Genomic DNA, 17,845 nt, shown 5'->3' with positions numbered 1-17,845 from the left:
ACACGGGCCGTCAAAAAGCCACCTCCAGCCCCCCGTCCGCAGGAGAGCAAATTGCGGTTACATGCTCCAGCCACTGGAGGAGCAAGTGCTTTTGGTGCGCCCGAAAATCCTCAGAAGCGCTTGGAGAACTTTAGATGAAGGATGGTGCAGACCGCTTAGATGCCTTCCCGATAACGAACGGTTCCGGGGGACGCTGGGCCGATCGGGACCGCGAACGGTGTAAACGCTCGCGCTAAGTGGCGGCATTCTGATCGCGCTATTTGTCGGCGAGCGTCGCTACGCGGCTACCGGCTTGGTCTCGGCCGATCGCACATAGGCGTAGAGTTTTGGCTTGGAGATGCCGAGCATCGAGCAAATCTTGGCGATCGGCATCGTGTTCTCGTGGTAGAGCCTGACGGGCAGGTCGCGCTTGTCCTTGCCGAGTGCGGCCGGCCGGCCACCCTTCTTGCCGCGAGCGCGGGCTGCGGTGAGACCGGCCTGGGTCCGCTCGCGGATCAGGTTGCGCTCGAACTCCGCCAATGCCCCGAACAGGTGGAAGGTAAGCTTGCCCGACGTGGTGGTCGTGTCGATCGCCTCGTGCAGGCTCAGCAGCCCGACCTTTTCCTCGTCGAGGTAGGTCATCCATCCGATCAGATCACGGAGCGAGCGGCCGAGCCTGTCGAGGCGCCAGACCACCAGTGTGTCGCCGGCGCGAAGCAGCTCCTTCACCTTTTCCAATCCAGGGCGAGCGGCAGTCGCCCCGGAGGCCTTGTCGGTGATGACCTTCTCGCAGCCGGCAGCCTTCAGCGCATCACGCTGGAGGTCCAGGTTCTGCTCGGCGGTCGATACGCGGGCGTAACCGATTTTCATGCGTAGGGCCGGTGGCGCCCCGATCGGGCGCGGTTTGGGAAGAAAGTCGTCATCGGCAGGTCTATGTTGCCCTAGTTTTCTTTACCGGGTAGATTTACGTCGAACAGGCCGGTTTGGCAACGCGAGCGGACTCGCATGGCGATGGGCAGGCAAATCTCCGTTTTCCTTACCTGCGACACGGACCGTCGGCGGTGACGCATCCGGCGCTTGTCCCGCCGCTGGCGATCGAGCGCTACCGCGTCCTTGAACCGCACCTCGCCGATGGCATCCCGCTCGCGGACCTCGCCCGCACCGGCACGCTGAGCGAGCGGACGTTGCAGCGCTGGCTCGGGCGCTACCGTGCCGAAGGACTTGCCGGTCTCGCGCGTCTGCCGCGCAACGATCGGGGCAGGCTGCACCTGCCGGAACATCTGGTCGAACTGACCCGCACTCTCGCCACCAAGCGCCCGCGACCCCCGGTCGCCGCCATTCACCGAAAGGTGCAGGAACTCGCCATCGCGCATGGACACCGAACCCCCAGCTATGCGGCCGTCGCGCGTGTCGTCAGGGCGATACCGGCAAGCCAGATCGCCGCAGCCTCCGATCCGGCCGTCTACCGCGACCAGCACGAGCTAGTGCATCGGCGCGAAGCCGCGACCTCGAACGAGATGTGGCAGGCCGATCATACCGTTCTCGACATTCTCGTGCTCGATGATGCCGGAACCCCGGTGCGTCCTTGGCTGACCGTCATCGTTGACGATCACAGCCGAGCCATCGCCGGTTACTTCCTCAGCCTCGATGCCCCCAGTGCCCTCAACACGGCGCTCGCCTTGCGGCAGGCGATCTGGCGCAAGCCCAATCCCGAATGGATCGTCAGCGGCATTCCCGAACAGCTTTACGTCGACAACGGCTCGGATTTCATCTCCGAGCATATCGAGCAGGCGTGCATCGCCCTCAAAATCCGCCTCATCCATTCGCTGCCGGGGCGTCCTCGCGGGCGCGGCAAGATCGAGCGGCTGTTCCGCACCATCAACGACATGTTCCTGCCCGACCTGCCCGGCCACCTGATCGCGGGCAAGCCGCTGTCGGCGCCAGTGCTCACGCTCGACGAGCTGCGCGCCCGCTTCGAGGCGTTCGTGTGCGGCGTCTATCATCGTCGCCCGCATGGCAGCACCGGCGAACCGCCGATCACGCGCTGGCAGAAGGGCGGGTTCCTGCCCGCAATGCCCGACAGCCTTGAACAGCTCGACATGCTGCTCGTGCACGTGCCCAAGCCCCGTAAAGTGCTGCGCGACGGCATCCGTCTGATGGGCAGGCGCTATGTCGAACCCACGCTCGCGGCCTTCGTCGGCGAGCAGGTCGAGGCGGTCTATGACCCCCGCGACCTGACCGAGATCCACGTCTACCACCAGGGCCGGTTCGTCTGCCGTGCGCTCAGCTCCGAGCACGCTGGGCACCCGTCGTTGCGCGCGATCCAGCGCGCCCGGCGCGGCGCGAAGGAGCGCGACAAGCAGGTGCCTGCCCCCACGGAGACCTTCGATGGCGACCAAGAGGATACGGCTTCCCGGCCCACCACCTACCGAGGGCTCCGGCTCTACGCCGCTGACGATTGAGTTCCTGGTCGAGCAGCCGTTCCTGGCGACCCGCGAACATGCCCGGTTCGTCGAGTTTGCCGAAGCCTGCGCGCACTACCGCTATATCGGCGTGTGTCATGGCCGGCCGGGCGTCGGAAAGACGCGATCGGCGCGCGAGTTTTCCAGCTTCCCCGACCTGGGGGAATATGCCGCGCTCCGTCCCATTGCCGCGCTCCTTGGCGAAAAGGTCGCTCGCTGCCGCGCCGTCTTCTACACCGTGTCGGTCAGCAACACGCCCAAGACGATCGACGCGGTGTTGGGCCTCAACCTCATTAAGCTGGGCTATGCCCGGCTGACGGTCGCGGGCGGCTCGCAGGACGAAATCACCCATGACGCCGCCCGCATCGCCTGCCCCCTCGTCATCGTCGACGAGGCCGACCGCCTGACCATAAAGTCGCTCGAACATCTCCGCGACATGGCCGATCGCCACGGCTTCGGGCTGATCCTGATGGGTATGCCGGGCTTGGAGAAGCGCCTCGCCCGCTATGCCCAGCTCTACTCGCGGATCGGCTTCGTCCACGAGTTCAAACCGCTTACCGAGACCGAAATGCGGCTGCTGCTCGCGACCCACGCCGGCGATTTCGGGATCAGCTTCGACCCGGCCCAACTCGACGCGATCGAAGCGCAGGCAGCCGTGATCCGCATCACGCGCGGCAACTTCCGGCTCATGGAGCGCCTGTTCGCGCAGATGCGGCGGATCATGACCCTCAACCGCGTCGAGGAGGTCACCGCTGACATCGTTCAGGCCGCGCGCGATTGCCTCGTCATCGGACCCGGCAACTGACAAATAGCGCGATCAGAACGCCGCCATTTAGCGCGAGCGTTTACACAGGATAAGATCCATACCGTTTCCGGAACCACTTTCTTGTTTCCTCTTCGAAATTGGACTGTGCTGATGAGTTTGAGCGATGGTGGCTTCGCTCATACACTACGCGCTACCAGGCCCCTGCCCGTTTCTTAGGCTTAACGTTGTAGCTCAAGACCCCGGGGGCTCAGCCTCCCTTCTCCGGTTCTTGCCGCTGCGCAAATCCCTCGATCTACCTGCCGCCGTCGTGTGGTCGCACGGCATCATCCAAAGACCTATTTAGGCCGTCATGACTAGCCAATCTTCGCCATAAGGCGCCCCGCCGCCCCCTGCTCTGCCGCGAGATTGCGATTATAAGCGAGCGGCATCCGCGGCGACTTCCACCGCAGCGCGTCCATGATGCCGGCCAAATCCTCCCCGCTGGCGAACAGGTCCTGATTGAGCCCGATCCGCGTCGAGTGCGCACTGATCCCCTTCAGCAACCGCGCCAGATCGTCCGCCGTCAAATCGGGCAGCGCGCCACGGTCGAACGCGCGGCCGATGATCGACCGAAAGATTGGTCCGATCGAGCCCGGGTGCAGCGCCACGGTGCCGATGTCATATTCGACGCGCGCCTTCACCGCCGGCTTGGACAGCGTCTTGCGCAGATCCCACGTCTCCCGGCCCGAGATGCTGTCGATCGGCCGACCGCGCACGGCTGCCCGCGCCTTGTAGCGCCGCACCTGCACCCGCCGGAACAGCGGCCCTGTCGTGATCCCCGCCGCTTCGGTCCACGCCGCGATCGCCGCGACGGTGCGCGGGCTGAGGTAGGCGGTCGCCCCCTCCCCGTCTTGATCGCCCTTATGACGCAGAATCTGCAGCAGCCGCGCTTCGGGATCGATCGCCTCCTCAATATGCTCAATGGCGACCGCCACCAGTTCGGAGGCGCGCAGCCCGGTGTCATAAGCGGCCGATAGCAGCGCCCGATCACGCAGCCCCGGCAGATCCTCGCCACAACTCTCGAGCAGCGCGCGGATGTTGAGCCCCCGCGCCTTGTCGCGCTCGACGTCGCGCACCGGGCCCTTGAACCGCAGCGGCCGCGCCTGCTTCTGCGCAGCCCCCTTCTCGCGGCGCACCGTCTGGAGCCGCAGCTTCACCAGCGGCGCCGGCGTCGGATCCTTGAGCTCGAGCAGCTGGTGGATCTTGGCGATCGACGCCTTGTAGCGGGATAGCGAGGCCGGCCGGCTCCCCTTCCCGGCCCGCGCGTCGAGATAATCGGCCACGGTCTCGGGCGTGGCCGGCAGCGCGATCCGGTTGTTGCGCCTACACCACGCATCGAACGCCTCGACGTCGGACTTGAGCGCACGGATGCTATGGGGCGATGAAGCGGCCTGATAGGCGGCGATCAGGCCCTCGTTGACGGTGATGCGCTCGCCGGCGCGCATCTGCACGATCGTCCACGCAAGGTCGGCCGGCGCCCTGACGGCCGGCAGGACAGCCTCAGGCGGCGCTACGGGGATTTCTGGCCCTTCCCGGGCGGTTTCGGTGCTCACGACGCGCCTCGCTCCTCAGCCGCGCTTGTAGCCCACCTTATAAAGAACGGTCAAATCTGCTTATGTGATAAGTGCAATTATCGCATATGAACTTTTCGACGATAGCATGAGGCGAAACCAACTGCTGACTTTGGTTTCCTCACGCGCTAAGCGTAAGAGCGATGCAGGAGATCGTCGACCGCCGCGCAAATGACCCAATGTTGCTGCTCGGCCGGCTCGACGGCCGGCTTCATCATAGTACAAGCGCCGACATTTTCCTTGCGCGATCGCGCCTTCACGGCGCCGCGGCGTTAGCAGGTCTCGCCGGCGTGCCGATCGCTGTCGGCGACCTGCAGGATTGGATCGCGGGGCGAAGCGCCCCTCCCCGCGCCTCCGAAGGTCTCAACGATCCGATATCGGTGGCGTCCATTTTCCACCTCGCACTAAGTCGGGACGAGGATGTCAGAGACCCGGTTGGCCGCGCATCCCTCAATGCTCTCCGAACCATCCTCGACGACCGTGCAGAGGCTGAGCGCTATGGTGGAGACGATCTCGCACACTTCGGCCCGCTCTGGCGTCAGGTGAAGTCTGCGGCGGATGCACCCTTCCCCGTCGCCGATCTCCGGTCCATCGCCGAGCGCGTGTTCGCTCTTGCCGAAATGACCGAGCGTCTTCCGGTCGGCGCCTCGGAGGTTGTTGCGATCGACGGACGCTCGTTGGAGCTTCCTCCCCGCTGCCGCGATCGCAACTGGCTCGTCGCGACCGCTCTTCCTCGCATGCTCTACCGCGCTGGCTTCACGAGCCGCATCATCCCCTCACTGGTGCCGCTCCCCAAGTTCATGCCCCCTTCCCCTGCCGCGCTGACCGGGTTCCTCGCTAAGGAGATCGGGCAGATCAGCGCGGCGGGGCTCCGCGAGCTTTCCGCAATTGAGCATGACGTCGCCAAGCTCACCAATTTAGGTGCAACTCAGCGAAGTCGCCTGCCGCTTCTCGGGCGCCTATTGATCGCCTATCCAGGGCTCCAGGCATCCTCCGTTTCGAAGCTGCTGTCTGTGACACCTCAGGGTGCCCGAAAGCTCCTCGCGGCGCTGCCCACCACGCCTGCCGCGCAGCGCCGGCTGCGGGCCGAATAGCGACCGGGACGCCCTCCGTACTGAAACGCCGTCTCGCTTGTTTTGCTCAGCTCGCCGGCAACAGTTCTTCGATCGCTTTCATGAGCTCGGCCTTCGTGGCGCCGGTCCGGGGCACGATCTTGATCGTGATCCCCCCACCTCTGGCACTGGCATAGCGCAGAATCGTCTTTCCGCCTTTGCCCGTGATCTCTCGCTCGCCAGTCTCCTTCTTCTTTGCCTCAACGGTCGCACGAACAAGTCGCTTCGCCACCTCGGGTCCGGTCAGACTGGAACCACCATTCCTACGCTCGGCCTCGATGCGCTCGGCCTCGTCTCGCATTCGCTTCAGAGTTTTCGGTTCGCTGGTCAGCGGTTTGATATCGCGCGCCACTCGAACGGTAATGTCGTGGGTGTCCGAAAATGCCGCCACGATCTCCTCAGGAAGCCTCGCAACATCCAGCAGGCGGCTCAGCCATGACCGCGAGAGGTTGAGATGCTCCGCCATCTGGGACTGGGAGTTCTCGTAAAACTCCGACAGCGCTCGCGCATATTCCTTTGCACGCTCCCAGTCTGAAATGTCCTTTCGCGACCGATTTTCAACGTCCGAAACCCGGAATGCCTCTTCATCCGTGACGGTCTGGATCGTGACGAGATAATCAAATTCTGGATGATGATGTTCGCGGAGCCACTGGACGGTCCACCACCGGCGAACGCCAGCGATGATCTCATAATCGTAGTCAGGATCGTCCTTCAGACGACGCACGATCGCCGGGATGCGCTGCCGCTTCGCCGCGAGAAAGGAGTCGATCAGATCGCGACAGCTCTCTTCGGACAAATGGTCCAGGTCGCGATTGTGCATCCGCCAGGGACGGCAACGAGCCGGGTCCACCCACTCCGTTCGATCGGTAACCGTCTTGCCGCTCGCTATCCGCGCCAGGGTCTGGCTTCGGCTCGCCATGATCCCTTCCGAGGGGCTCGCATTGTCAAGCTCGGCCTCATTATCCAGGCCTTCGGTGAACATCGAGCCGAAGCCCTTATTTCCTTTTGTCATCGGCTCGCTCCTACTCGAATTTCCGGCATCTTGGAGACCCGATTTGTTGGTCTGTTGCCACGTGGCAACAAACCGAAATTCGCCTCGCCTTCGGCTCCCCTTTTCTGAGGGAAAACTGATCCTGGAATTTGGCTCATGATACTGTTTATAAACGCTTTCCTTGCTCGGTTGCCACGTGGCAACAACGCATCATTCTTAGCAGATTTCAGCCCCATAGACGGCGAACAATTGCCCGCAGTTGCCACGTGGCAACTGCTGCTCAAAGCTGCCCCCCTGCCCGGCTCGGCCAGGTCCGCAAAACGTCTTCTTCGATGTCTCGGCAAACCTCATTCAGATGCCTCATGCACCGGTTGTAAACCTCGTGCGAAGTGACGGGCTTTTCCAGTTCAAAGACCGTCTTCATCCGCGAGCTGGCATTGTCGATCTCCGCACTGGTGACCATCACCGAAGAAGACATTGAGCCTCCGAAAACGCTCCGCATCATCGAAAGTATCTCACGATGCATCGACTTGCTGTCGTCGACCCGGCTGCCGACGAGACGGATGAAATTGTAAGCCGGGCGCCCCCTCCCCGCGAGCTGCTCGAGCTGCTTCATCGTGGTCTTCGCCATGTCGATAAACGACACCGTCGATGCGAAGTCGACCAGGCTTGGCGGCACGGGGATCACCATCGCATTGGCTGCTTGAAGGACCGCCATGGAGACCATGCCGAGTGCTGGAGGCGGATCCATGATCACCACATCGTAATCTTCTACCACCGAGTCGATGGCCTCGGCGATCAGGTCGATGATGTTCAGGTTCTGATTGCGCGCGAGGTAGCCGGCGATCTCGTATTCGAGATTGTAGAGCCGCAAATTCGCAGGGATCAGATCGAGCCCATGGAAGTGGGTCTTCCGAATGATCTTTCGCACACCCAGCAATTCCGGGTTATGGAAATGCCCATAGAGCGTGTCGTCCTCCTCCAGATCGACGTCTGGTCGGTAGCCGAACATCATTGTCGATGAAGCTTGGCTGTCGCAGTCGATAAACAGCACACGATAGCCGTTGATCGCGAAGTGCTGAGCCAGGTGCAGCGCGATCGTGGACTTGCCGACACCGCCCTTGAAATTGCAGACCGAGAGAATGGCGGGTGGATCTTCCGGGCTGCGCCACGGACGCGTTCCGAACACCTCACGCATATGATCGAGTTCTTCGAGCGTATATTGGACGCGATGACCGGAAGCCGTCCGCCCACGCTCCGGCAAACGCCCGTCGCGTTCAGCTTCTCGGATCGCCGACGCGGTGCGTCCGACAAGTGATGCAGCCTTGGAGATAGGGAAGGTGGGGGCTCGCTTCTGCCCTGTCTCTGGATCGACCGCGCTGTCGCGGATCCGCTTGAGGATCGTGAGCGCTTTACGGTGAAGCACATCCAGGCCACCTTCCAGAAGGTCATCGGCGGGGACATTTGTGGGATCAGTGGCCATGAGATTCCGCTTTTGTGGGTTTGATGGCCCACAATAGCGACGTTGGCAGTTTCGAGCAACGATTTGGCCATCGAACTTACAACTTTACCGATGATCTCCGAGCCGTTTCGGATTTCAAGGTAATGCCAATGCGCCCTGGTAGAGGCGCACCGATGATCTCCGAGTCGGTGCAAGCTTTCCGAAAACTTGCTGCGTCCGGCTGCACCGAGCGATGCCCTGTGGATAAATACCGATGATCTCAGTACCTTCCGATGATCTCGGTGCGTCCTACCAATGATCTCGGTGCCAACAGACCGATGATCTCGGAGCGCATACCTATTACATGAATCCCTGAATCAATCCGATTCGCGAATCGGCTTCAAAATTTCGATTTTTGAAAGTGGGAAGGGGCGATTCGGCAAAAGCGGCACCGAGATCATCGGTCGAATTGCAACTCTCACCCCTGATTTCCCGCCAAAACTGCCAACAGGGTTGATTTCGAAACCCAAACCTGTTGAGACAGCGCCATCACAGACCCCGGAGATTCGGGGAAGGGCGGAACAATGAACGGAGATCAGCATAGGCCGATTGGGCACCAATATGCACTCGCCATGATCGATGGCGGTGCAGAGAATGTCCGGAAGCTTGCCTCCACTGCCGGAACCCAATTGACGCTCGACGCCTTCCTGCGAGTCCACGACGAAGAGCCTGTCCCGGCATTTCTCCATTCCGCGCTTTGCGCCATGTCGCTCCCGACCAAGCGCCCGAAGGACGACACGCTCCCGATTATCCGGGAAGACGGCAAGTACGCGCTGGCAATCAACCCTCGGCCGGTTCTTCAAAATATCGATGGCAAGTCGGTCATGAGAAGCCTGGGTGTTCCATATGGGGCCTATCCCAGGGTTGCGCTCATCTATCTGCTTTCACAGGCGGTAATGAAGCGTTCGCGCGACGTCTATCTCGGCCGCAACTTCACGGAATGGATGCGGCGGCTTGGCTATCAAACGGTGTCCTATGGCCCCCGTGGCACCGCAAATCTGATGCGCGAACAGGTCGACCGCTTGCTGGCGTGCGAGTGGCAGATTCGCTGGGATGGCACCGAAACGGACGACAACGCCTTTGCGGTCCGCGATGTGAAGATCTCAAATGAATATGCTGGTTCACTCGACAAGAACGGCACCTTCGCGCGGGAAATCCGTATGTCGGAGGTCTTCTACAGTCACCTTATCGAGCACGCTGTCCCATTAAACGAAGTAGCGATCCGGGAGCTTAAAGGGACGCCAACGGCGCTCGATCTCTATACCTATCTTGCCTATCGCCTCCCACGGATCGGCTCCGACAAGGGGCAGATCATTTCTTGGGATCAACTGGCAAAGCACCTCGGCAACGAGGCTGACAGCAAGCGCTTTCGTCAAACGGTGCGGGAGACGATGCAGCTCGTCTCGGCGGTTTATCCCAATGCGAACGTCGATCTCTCCGGCAGGAAGGTGGTCCTTCATCCGTCTCCAGCGCCGATGGAGCGTAAATTGGTCGGACCCCATTTGCGACTTGTTGGGGCGCCAGGCGTCGAAACGGCACCGAGATCATCGGTTCGCACCGTTCCGCAGGCAACGAAACCCGCAGCGAAATCAGACGAACCGCTTCACGCATTCCCGCCGGGAACGCTTTCCTATGGCGACCGCGAACAGGCGTTTCGGAGTGTCGGTCTCACTAAGGGCCATCCTTGGTCAGTCGACGATATGGCCAACGCATTCCGCAAGGGATTCGCCGATATCAAGAGGCCCCGGACCGACACCGAATGGATGCGGCTCTGGGAGGCCTTCGTGATCAAATATGCGGATCGGCGGAAGAACCGGCCTGACGATTGACCGATGATGTCCGAGCCGTTCGTCGCCTGCGAACGAGCCCGAGTCGTGCCCGATGAAGCGATCAACGTGAGCGCGCCGACCCTCATCGTTGATAGGTCCGGGTCACAGCGCCATGCGCTGAAAGAGGGAAGGGGGGATGTGGCTACCGAGCAGGAGGTAGTCCTATGCCACTCACGGCCAAACGACCGACCCAGGAACTTGTTGACCTCGTAGGCGCTCTTGGCGGCACCTGGACCGGCTACAGGGCTATGGCCCGTTGCCCGGCACATGGCGACAACGATCCAAGTCTTTCGATCCGCCAAGGTGACCGCGGCATTCTGGTGACGTGCTTCGCGGGTTGCGCACGCGATGATGTTCTGCGGGAATTGCGTCGGGTTCGAACCGGCCAACATTATGCAATACCGGAACAGGATCGACCGCAAGGCAGCGCCAATGTCTCGCGCATCTGGGAGCAGGCCATTGGCGTCAAAGGGACGCTGGCCGAGCGCTATCTTGAGCGACGCAACTTGTTGCCAGCGCCTGCCGACGTGCGCTTCCATTCGCGCTGCCCATACCTCCCGAAGCCGAAAACCGTTTATCGACCGGCTTTGCTGATTGCTGTTCGCGAGATCCGGCAGCTCGTCGCGATCCAGCGCAACTTTCTCGACCCTGCGACAGCGAAGTGCCTCCGAAAAGTCATGCTCGGCGTGCCTGGGACAGGCGCATGGCGGGGCCGGGCAGGGGGCGAGACGCTGGCGATCGCCGAAGGTTTCGAGACTGCCGGCGCCTACACCCGCATCAAGGACATCCCCTGCTGGGCCTCACTTGGCGCCAGGCGGCTCGATCAACTGGTCATTCCACCCGGCATTACGACCCTGCTGATCGCAGAGGACAATGATCCAGAAGGGCGTCGCGCCGCGGCGTCCGCCGAAGCGAAATATCCCCGTCCCGGGCTCATCATCCGCCGCGACCCGCCGCCGCCGGCTTTCAAGGATTGGGCAAAGTTCCTCGACGCGCACTGCCGGACCTGATCCCGGGGCGGAGAGAGGGGAGGGGGATCGAGGGTGTGTCGCTGCGACAGATGCAGCCGCGCAGGAGATTCCCAAATGACCGACCTTTTTCAGACCGCCGAGCGCGGCGACCGTGCCGCTGCGCACATCCTTCTATCCCAACTGGCGTCAGGCGAGCCGGTCACCCGTCAACATCTCAATCGGGCGATGGTGCAGGCGTTCGGCGGAACCGATGCCGAAGGACGCTGGACGCAGCGCTCAAGCTTCGAGGTGCTAGAGCACGCACTCGCCCTTCATCTCCGTGGATCATTGGCGCCTCTGGCCAGCCTCGCCGATGTCGCCGCGCGGATTGACCTCGCGCAGCGCCTCCCCACTCAGACCGTGCGGAGCGAAGACCAGATCGAATGGCAGCAATTCTCGACTCCTGTCGACATTGCGGCCGTCGCGATTCTGCTCGCAGATGTCCGGCAGGATGACGTCATTCTCGAGCCCAGCGCCGGCAACGGTTTGCTCGTTGCACAGCTTGGGGCTCATCGATCGCTGCATCTCAACGAGCTCGATCCGATCCGCCGCGATCGCCTGCACGGCGTTTTCCCCGGCGCAACGATCACCGGCCATGATGGGGCGATTCTTGATGCTGCTCTTGGCGACGCACCGCGTCCTTCCCTGATCCTCATGAATCCGCCGTTTTCGCGGTCGCTCGGCCGCGGCGTCGATGATCTTGCGGCCGTTCGGCATCTTCAGGCTGCACTTCGCCGATTGCAGACTGGGGGCCGCCTCGTTGCCATCATGCCCGACTGGTTCGGACCGACCACCCGAATGCGCGACCACTACGAGACCGTCCTTCGCGGATCGACAGTGCAAGCCTCTGTTCGACTTGAAGGCTGCTATCTCAAACACGGCACGTCTATCGACGTGCGAATCTTCGTCATCGACAAGGTCGCCGGCAGGCTCGCACCAGAAGTCATCCAGGGTGGATCAATCGCGGAACTGCTCGACGTTCTCACCGTGACACCTCGCCTGTCCCTTGTCGCAGATCAGCCGGCACCCGCGCCGAAGCGGGGCGGAGGCATCTCGCTCTTCAGAGCGGTCAAAAGCGCCAAGCCCATGCCCCGGGCCTTTCACGCTGCCGTGCGCAACCATGTCTTGCCGGTTGCTTACACCAGGCTCGAAACCCCGGCGCCGCTGCTCGAACAGACCGGCGTCTATCTGCCCTATCGGCCAAGCCGCCTGGTTTTCGACAAAGCCGGCGAACACCCGACTGCGCTCGTCGAATCCGTTGCCATGGGATCAATCCCAGCGCCGATCCCCGATTACGTCCCTTCGCTGCCGGAGCGGACTGTCACAGACCGTTTGCTCTCGGCCTCCCAGCTCGAAACCGTCGTTTACGCCGGCCATGCCTGGGCTCAGACGATCCCTGGGCGCTTCGCACCGGACAAGGATGGTGTCGGCCTCGTTATCTCGGAGGAGGGCCGCGGCTACCGAAAGGGTTTCTTCCTCGGGGACGGAACCGGGGCAGGCAAGGGTCGCCAAATCGCGGCCGCCATTCTTGACAACTGGCTTCAGGGGCGGCGTCGCAATATCTGGGTCACCAAGAACGCGCCCCTCCTCGAAGATGCTCGCCGTGATTGGACGGCCCTCGGCGGGCTCGCCGGTGACATTCAGCCCATATCGAACTGGAAGATCGACGAACCCATCAGGCTTGACCAGGGCGTCCTTCTGGTCACCTATCCGACCCTTCGATCGATGCGCGGGGAACATAGCCGGCTGAAGCAGATCATCGACTGGGCCGGCGCCGATTTCGACGGCGTCATCGCCTTCGACGAAGCGCACGAGATGGGCGGTGTCGCAGGAGGCGAGGGCGCACTCGGAGCCAAGGAGGGATCGCAACAGGGCATCAGCGGCGTTCGGCTCCAGAACCATCTGCCCGCCGCGCGGATCCTCTACGCCTCTGCGACGGGGGCGTCCGAGGTCAACAACCTTGCCTATGCCGTGCGGCTCGGGCTCTGGGGACCGGAGACGGCGTTCGCCAATCGCGAGCAATTCATCTCCAGCATTCGCCAGGGCGGGATCGCCGCCATGGAATTGGTCGCACGCGATCTCAAGGCGACTGGGCTCTACATGGCGCGAGCGCTGAGCTTCGCCGGTGTCGAATATGAGATCCTGCGGCACGAACTGACGCCCGCGCAGATCGAGATCTACGACACTTACGCCAATGCCTGGTCCATCATCCACCGGAACATGGAAAAAGCCCTGGAACTCACCGGCGTCGTCGATGGTCTCGAGAACACCACTTTGAATAGCGGGGCGAAGGCATCGGCCCGCTCGCGCTTCGAGTCCACCAAGCAGCGTTTCTTCGGCCAGGTGCTGCTTTCGATGAAGCTGCCAACGGTCATCGCCGCGGTCGGCGAGCATCTTATGGCGGGCCAGTCGGTGGTGCTTCAACTGGTGACGACGGCCGAGTCCATCCTCGACCGGCGATTGGGCATGCTCAGCCCGGATGAGCGCGTCGACCTCGAAATCGACCTCAGCCCTCGTGAATATGTCATCGATTATCTCGAGCGCGCTTTCCCTACTCGCCAAATGCGCGTCTTCACCGACGACACAGGCACGCAGCGCTCCGAGCCGATGACGGACGAGACGGGTAATCCCGTCTACAATCCCGAAGCCGAAGCTGCCCGCGCGCTGATGATCGAGCATCTTTGCGCATTGCCGCCGATCATGTCGGCGCTCGACGGCATCCTGGAGCATTTCGGGCATGATCGTGTCGCGGAAGTCACTGGGCGGACAAAACGCCTAATCTCGACGGGCGACGGCCGGCAGAAGCTGGAAACCCGTTCGACCCGTACCAGTCAGGCCGAGGCCGCGGCCTTCATGCAGGGGCTGAAGCGCGTCCTCATTTTCTCGGACGCCGGCGGGACGGGGCGATCCTATCACGCATCAATGGACGTGCCGAACCAGGAGCAACGCGTCCATCTGTTGCTCGAGCCGGGCTGGCGCGCGGACCGCGCCATTCAGGGCCTTGGCCGAACCCATCGGACCCATCAGGCGAGCACGCCACTGTTCCGGCCCGTCACGACCGACTGCAAAGGCGAACTCCGCTTCACCAGCACGATTGCGAGGCGGCTCGACAGCCTCGGCGCACTCACACGGGGTCAGCGCCAGACCGGCGGTCAGAATCTCTTCGACCCGGCTGATAATCTGGAGAGCGAATATGCTTGCGCTGCGCTGGTGACGTGGTTCCACTTGCTGGTCGATGGCAAGCTCAAGAGCATCTCGCATTCGGAATTCGAGGATCGGACCGGTCTCGAGCTCTGCGACAAGGACGGCGTCCTGAAAGAGGAACTGCCGCCCATCCAGCGATGGCTAAATCGCATCCTCGCGCTTCCCATCGGCCTGCAGAACAGCATCTTCGATGAGTTTCTGTCCCTGGTCGAGACACGGGTATCGGCGGCGAGGGAGGCTGGCCGGCTCGATGTCGGTGTCGAGACGATCCTCGTCGATTCCGCCACCTTGATCGACGACACACTGCTCCGGACCGACCCGGTCAGCGGGGCGACGTCGCACTTGCTGACCATCGAGATCGCGCGGCGGCGGACCCCTGTCACCTTGGAGCGCGTGCTGCGTATCGCCGACAGCGATAGCACCGCCGTATTTCTGCTCAACGCCAAGTCGGGGATGGTCGCGCTGCAGACCCGCGCCCGAGCGCTCATGGAGGAGAAGGACGGAACGCCGATCCCGCGCTTCGAGCTGACGAGGCCGACCCGGCGGGAACATATCCGCGAGCATGAGCTCTTCGAGAGCGCCTGGAAAATAGTCGATCGGGACGCCTTCTGCGCGAAATGGCAGGCCGAAGCCGATGAAGCGGCGAACAAGGTCGACACCGAGACGATCCGCCTCGCGACCGGCTTGCTTCTGCCGATCTGGTCGGCGCTGCCCAGCGATCATCTGGTGGTCAACCGCATCGCTGACAAAGCGGGAAATAGCTGGCTCGGCCGCCTCGTTTTCGACGAGCACGTTGTCCAGCTTTTCACCAAGCTCGGCATCGATCGCGCCGAGAACCTGCCGCCCTCGGACATCATCAAATCGGCCCATTCCGGTCGAAGCGTTGATGTTGCCCGCCCATTCCCCATGACGATCCGCCGCGCGATGGTGAACCGAAATCATCGCATCGAGATAGTCGGGGCGCCGTCGGATCAGCTCGCCTGGCTGAAATCCTTGGGCTGCTTCACCGAGATCATTCAGTACCGGACACGGGTGTTCCTTCCGGTGAGCATCGCCGCCGACATCCTTGGGCGCATTCTCGCCGATCCTGGGTGAGCGCGGGTCGCCCTTGGTCAAACGACCGAGGCCGCTCTTGGGAAAGAGGGAAGGGGGAACGGGGTGGTGTCCGGGAATTGCCGGACGCCAAGAGGAGTGACCCCGGTGATCCAGACCATCAAACTCGCCAAGCTGCGGCTCTCGCCGATCAACGTCCGTACCGCACCGGACGAACAGCTTCAGATTGAACCCATGGCCGCCAGTATCGAGGCCAAGGGCGTCCTTCAGAATCTGCTCGTCACGCCCGCCAAAAAGCCGCGCGGCACCTTCGAGGTCTTCGATGGCGGACGCCGTTGGCGCGCGCTTCGCCTGCTCGCCGAGCGCGGTACGATCTCGGAAGCCGATTTCGATGTCCCCGTCATGATCCTTACCGGCGACGATGCCGAATTGTCCGAAACGTCCACGGCGACCAACTTCCATCAGCTCAAGATGACCCCCGCCGAGGAATGCCGCGCCTTTCAGCACTTCATCGGCTCGACCGGCGATCTCGATGCTGTCGCAAAGCGTTTCGGCGTGACACGTCGCTTCGTCGAGGGGCGCCTGCGCCTCGCCTCGCTGGCAGCGCCGATCTTCGACGCCTTGAGCAAAAGCGAGATCACGCTCGACATCGCCAAAGCCTATGCGTCGACCGAAAGCCACGACAAGCAGCTTCTGGTCTGGAACAGCTACCAGAATGGCCACGTAACGGCCGACACCATCCGCCGCGTCATCGCCAATGAGACGCTCAAGGCCAGCGATCCGATCGCGATTCTGGTCGGCGAGGAGCGGTATCGCGCGGCAGGCGGCAAGGTCGATGGCGACCTCTTCACCGACGGCAACGACCGCTGGAACAATCCCGAGATCGCGCACCGTCTCGCCGGCGACATCATGGAGGCCGAAGCGAGACGCATCGGTGAGGAGACGGGCCTTGCCTGGATCAGGCCGATCGCCAGCAACTACGCCCACAACGCCGCCCACGGCCTCTACCGTGCCATCCTGCAGCCGCCCGCGCTCACCGAGGAGCAATCCGCCCGCCTTGGCGAGATCGAGGCGCGCCGCGCCGAGCTCGAGGCCGAAATGCAGGACGAATCCATCTCGCCCGATGCCTACAAGGCCCTGGACCAGGAGGATGACCGACTGATCGCCGAGGCCGAGGCGATCGAGCATCGCGCGCCCGTGCTGCCAGATGAGCTGCGGCCGCATGTCGGCGCGTTTCTGCTTCTGACGCCGCAGGGCGAGATGCGTCTCGACACCCAATTTTATAGCGAGCAGGAGCTCATCGTCGAAGAACCCGACGCGATCGATGATGCGGGCGGCGGAAATCCCGGCGAACCCGACGAGGGCGGGGCGGGCAGGTTTCGCGTCGGCGTGAAGGATTCGCCCGAGCCAGCTCGCCGACCCGAAGCTGTGGCACCTGGCGGCAAGCCGCTCAGCAATCGGCTCTACGACGAGCTTGCCATACAACGCCGCGATATTCTCGCATCCTGTCTGCTCGCTCAGCCGGCGCTCGCGCTCGATTACGCGCTGTTCGTCATGATCGACGCCCGGGTTTTCGCCGGCGGCGGTTCTGCCGACGAGATCGTTCAATATGGCACCACCATCTGCGCTGATGCCCCGCAGGATCCCGTCACGGCGGATTTGCCCGGCTCACGCGCCCGGTCCTACCTGGCCGAAGCGCATGATGGCCTTGATGCCGGATGGTGCGACCACGATCACGAAATCGATCGGTTCGAAGGGTTTCGCGCGCTCGATGACGACAGCAAGGCGCAGTGGCTGGCCTATATCGTTGCCATGTCGATCGAGGCCAAGCCGCGCGGGGCCAGCGGCCAGGTCGCGATCCACAATCGATTGGCCTCGATCCTCGAGATCGACGTTGCGAGCTGGTGGCGTCCGACCGCGGAAAACTTCTTCGATCGGGTCAACAAGGGCAGCATTTTGAGCCTGCTTCATGACGTCGGCGGCGGCGCGCTGACGGCTCGGCACGCCACCCTGAAGAAGGCGGAGATCTCGGAGAGCTGTGAAAAACTCTTCGCCGGGGCGGCCATTGTCGAGCCCGAGACGAAGGACGCTGTGCTCGCATGGGTGCCGGACGCGATGCGCTTTGGTGCTGCGGCCCCGTGCCCGACCGATCGTCTCGGTGGCGAGCCGGATCGCTCTGCGTTGTCGGATGATCACATGGCGGAAGGCGCTTCGGTCGCGGACGATACGGTGATCGAGCCGGTCGAAGCCTGACCCAGCAGGACAGGGGGGCGGTCGGCGCCACTTGCGCGATCGTCCCCTCCCGCACGCTTGCCTCTCCCGAACCCC

At 62.8% G+C, this 17,845-nt stretch carries 11 protein-coding genes; 7 read left to right on the top strand and 4 right to left on the bottom strand.

The window, feature by feature from the left end:
* Positions 1 to 276 precede the first annotated feature (276 nt).
* Entirely contained in the window at positions 277 to 849 is a 573-nt protein-coding gene (locus OMP43_RS13285; RefSeq protein WP_009824027.1) for a recombinase family protein, read from the bottom strand.
* Positions 850 to 1,040: 191 nt separating this feature from the next.
* On the opposite strand from OMP43_RS13285, the gene OMP43_RS13280 reads away from it, so the two are divergent.
* Together OMP43_RS13280 and OMP43_RS13275 are read left to right on the top strand one after the other, a co-directional pair.
* A complete protein-coding gene (locus tag OMP43_RS13280) occupies positions 1,041 to 2,441 on the top strand; it encodes a Mu transposase C-terminal domain-containing protein (protein WP_004212864.1) in 1,401 nt (466 codons plus the stop codon).
* Entirely contained in the window at positions 2,368 to 3,246 is an 879-nt protein-coding gene (locus OMP43_RS13275; RefSeq protein WP_009824028.1) for an AAA family ATPase, read from the top strand. Before OMP43_RS13280 ends, OMP43_RS13275 begins: the two co-directional genes overlap by 74 nt.
* Before the next feature lie 314 nt (positions 3,247 to 3,560).
* Here OMP43_RS13275 and OMP43_RS13270 read toward each other — a convergent pair whose 3' ends face one another.
* On the bottom strand, positions 3,561 to 4,799 hold the full coding sequence (locus OMP43_RS13270) for a site-specific integrase (protein ID WP_013039113.1): 1,239 nt from the start codon (positions 4,797 to 4,799) through the stop codon (positions 3,561 to 3,563).
* A gap of 161 nt (positions 4,800 to 4,960) precedes the next feature.
* Between OMP43_RS13270 and OMP43_RS13265 the strand changes: the two genes are divergently transcribed.
* Positions 4,961 to 5,911 (top strand): hypothetical protein, encoded by a 951-nt coding sequence (locus OMP43_RS13265; RefSeq protein ID WP_051743944.1) that lies wholly within the window; start codon positions 4,961 to 4,963, stop codon positions 5,909 to 5,911.
* Positions 5,912 to 5,957: 46 nt separating this feature from the next.
* Here OMP43_RS13265 and OMP43_RS13260 read toward each other — a convergent pair whose 3' ends face one another.
* Entirely contained in the window at positions 5,958 to 6,941 is a 984-nt protein-coding gene (locus tag OMP43_RS13260) for a ParB/RepB/Spo0J family partition protein (protein WP_030092784.1), read from the bottom strand.
* Positions 6,942 to 7,200: 259 nt separating this feature from the next.
* The gene (locus tag OMP43_RS13255) at positions 7,201 to 8,403 is read right to left on the bottom strand and encodes an AAA family ATPase (protein WP_062787893.1); all 1,203 of its coding nucleotides are present in this window, start codon (positions 8,401 to 8,403) and stop codon (positions 7,201 to 7,203) included.
* Between the two features lie 542 nt (positions 8,404 to 8,945).
* Here OMP43_RS13255 and OMP43_RS13250 point away from each other — a divergent pair.
* From OMP43_RS13250 to OMP43_RS13235, 4 genes are all read left to right on the top strand, one after another.
* Positions 8,946 to 10,250: a replication protein RepA gene (locus OMP43_RS13250; protein ID WP_062787891.1), complete on the top strand. Its 1,305-nt coding sequence runs from the start codon at positions 8,946 to 8,948 to the stop codon at positions 10,248 to 10,250.
* 164 nt (positions 10,251 to 10,414) lie between these two features.
* Positions 10,415 to 11,260: a toprim domain-containing protein gene (locus OMP43_RS13245; protein ID WP_070936344.1), complete on the top strand. Its 846-nt coding sequence runs from the start codon at positions 10,415 to 10,417 to the stop codon at positions 11,258 to 11,260.
* A 75-nt stretch (positions 11,261 to 11,335) separates the two neighbouring features.
* Positions 11,336 to 15,559, top strand: coding sequence for a strawberry notch family protein (locus OMP43_RS13240; RefSeq protein ID WP_280280055.1), 4,224 nt, complete (start codon positions 11,336 to 11,338; stop codon positions 15,557 to 15,559).
* 105 nt (positions 15,560 to 15,664) lie between these two features.
* Entirely contained in the window at positions 15,665 to 17,770 is a 2,106-nt protein-coding gene (locus OMP43_RS13235; protein ID WP_037505400.1) for a ParB/RepB/Spo0J family partition protein, read from the top strand.
* The last annotated feature ends 75 nt before the right edge of the window (positions 17,771 to 17,845 follow it).

Source organism: Sphingomonas sp. CBMAI 2297 (genome assembly GCF_029870595.1).
Taxonomy (GTDB): Bacteria; Pseudomonadota; Alphaproteobacteria; order Sphingomonadales; family Sphingomonadaceae; genus Sphingomonas.
Note: the sequence above shows the minus strand (reverse complement) of the source record. Positions and strands in the feature narration are given on the sequence as shown.

Excerpts from the sequence above, each read along its gene's own strand:
- OMP43_RS13245 (WP_070936344.1), top strand. The coding sequence starts at position 10,415 with ATGCCACTCACGGCCAAACGACCGACCCAGGAACTTGTTGACCTCGTA.
- OMP43_RS13250 (WP_062787891.1), top strand. The coding sequence starts at position 8,946 with ATGAACGGAGATCAGCATAGGCCGATTGGGCACCAATATGCACTCGCC.
- OMP43_RS13240 (WP_280280055.1), top strand. The coding sequence starts at position 11,336 with ATGACCGACCTTTTTCAGACCGCCGAGCGCGGCGACCGTGCCGCTGCG.
- OMP43_RS13265 (WP_051743944.1), top strand. The coding sequence starts at position 4,961 with ATGCAGGAGATCGTCGACCGCCGCGCAAATGACCCAATGTTGCTGCTC.
- OMP43_RS13285 (WP_009824027.1), bottom strand. The coding sequence starts at position 849 with ATGAAAATCGGTTACGCCCGCGTATCGACCGCCGAGCAGAACCTGGAC.
- OMP43_RS13255 (WP_062787893.1), bottom strand. The coding sequence starts at position 8,403 with ATGGCCACTGATCCCACAAATGTCCCCGCCGATGACCTTCTGGAAGGT.
- OMP43_RS13275 (WP_009824028.1), top strand. The coding sequence starts at position 2,368 with ATGGCGACCAAGAGGATACGGCTTCCCGGCCCACCACCTACCGAGGGC.
- OMP43_RS13260 (WP_030092784.1), bottom strand. The coding sequence starts at position 6,941 with ATGACAAAAGGAAATAAGGGCTTCGGCTCGATGTTCACCGAAGGCCTG.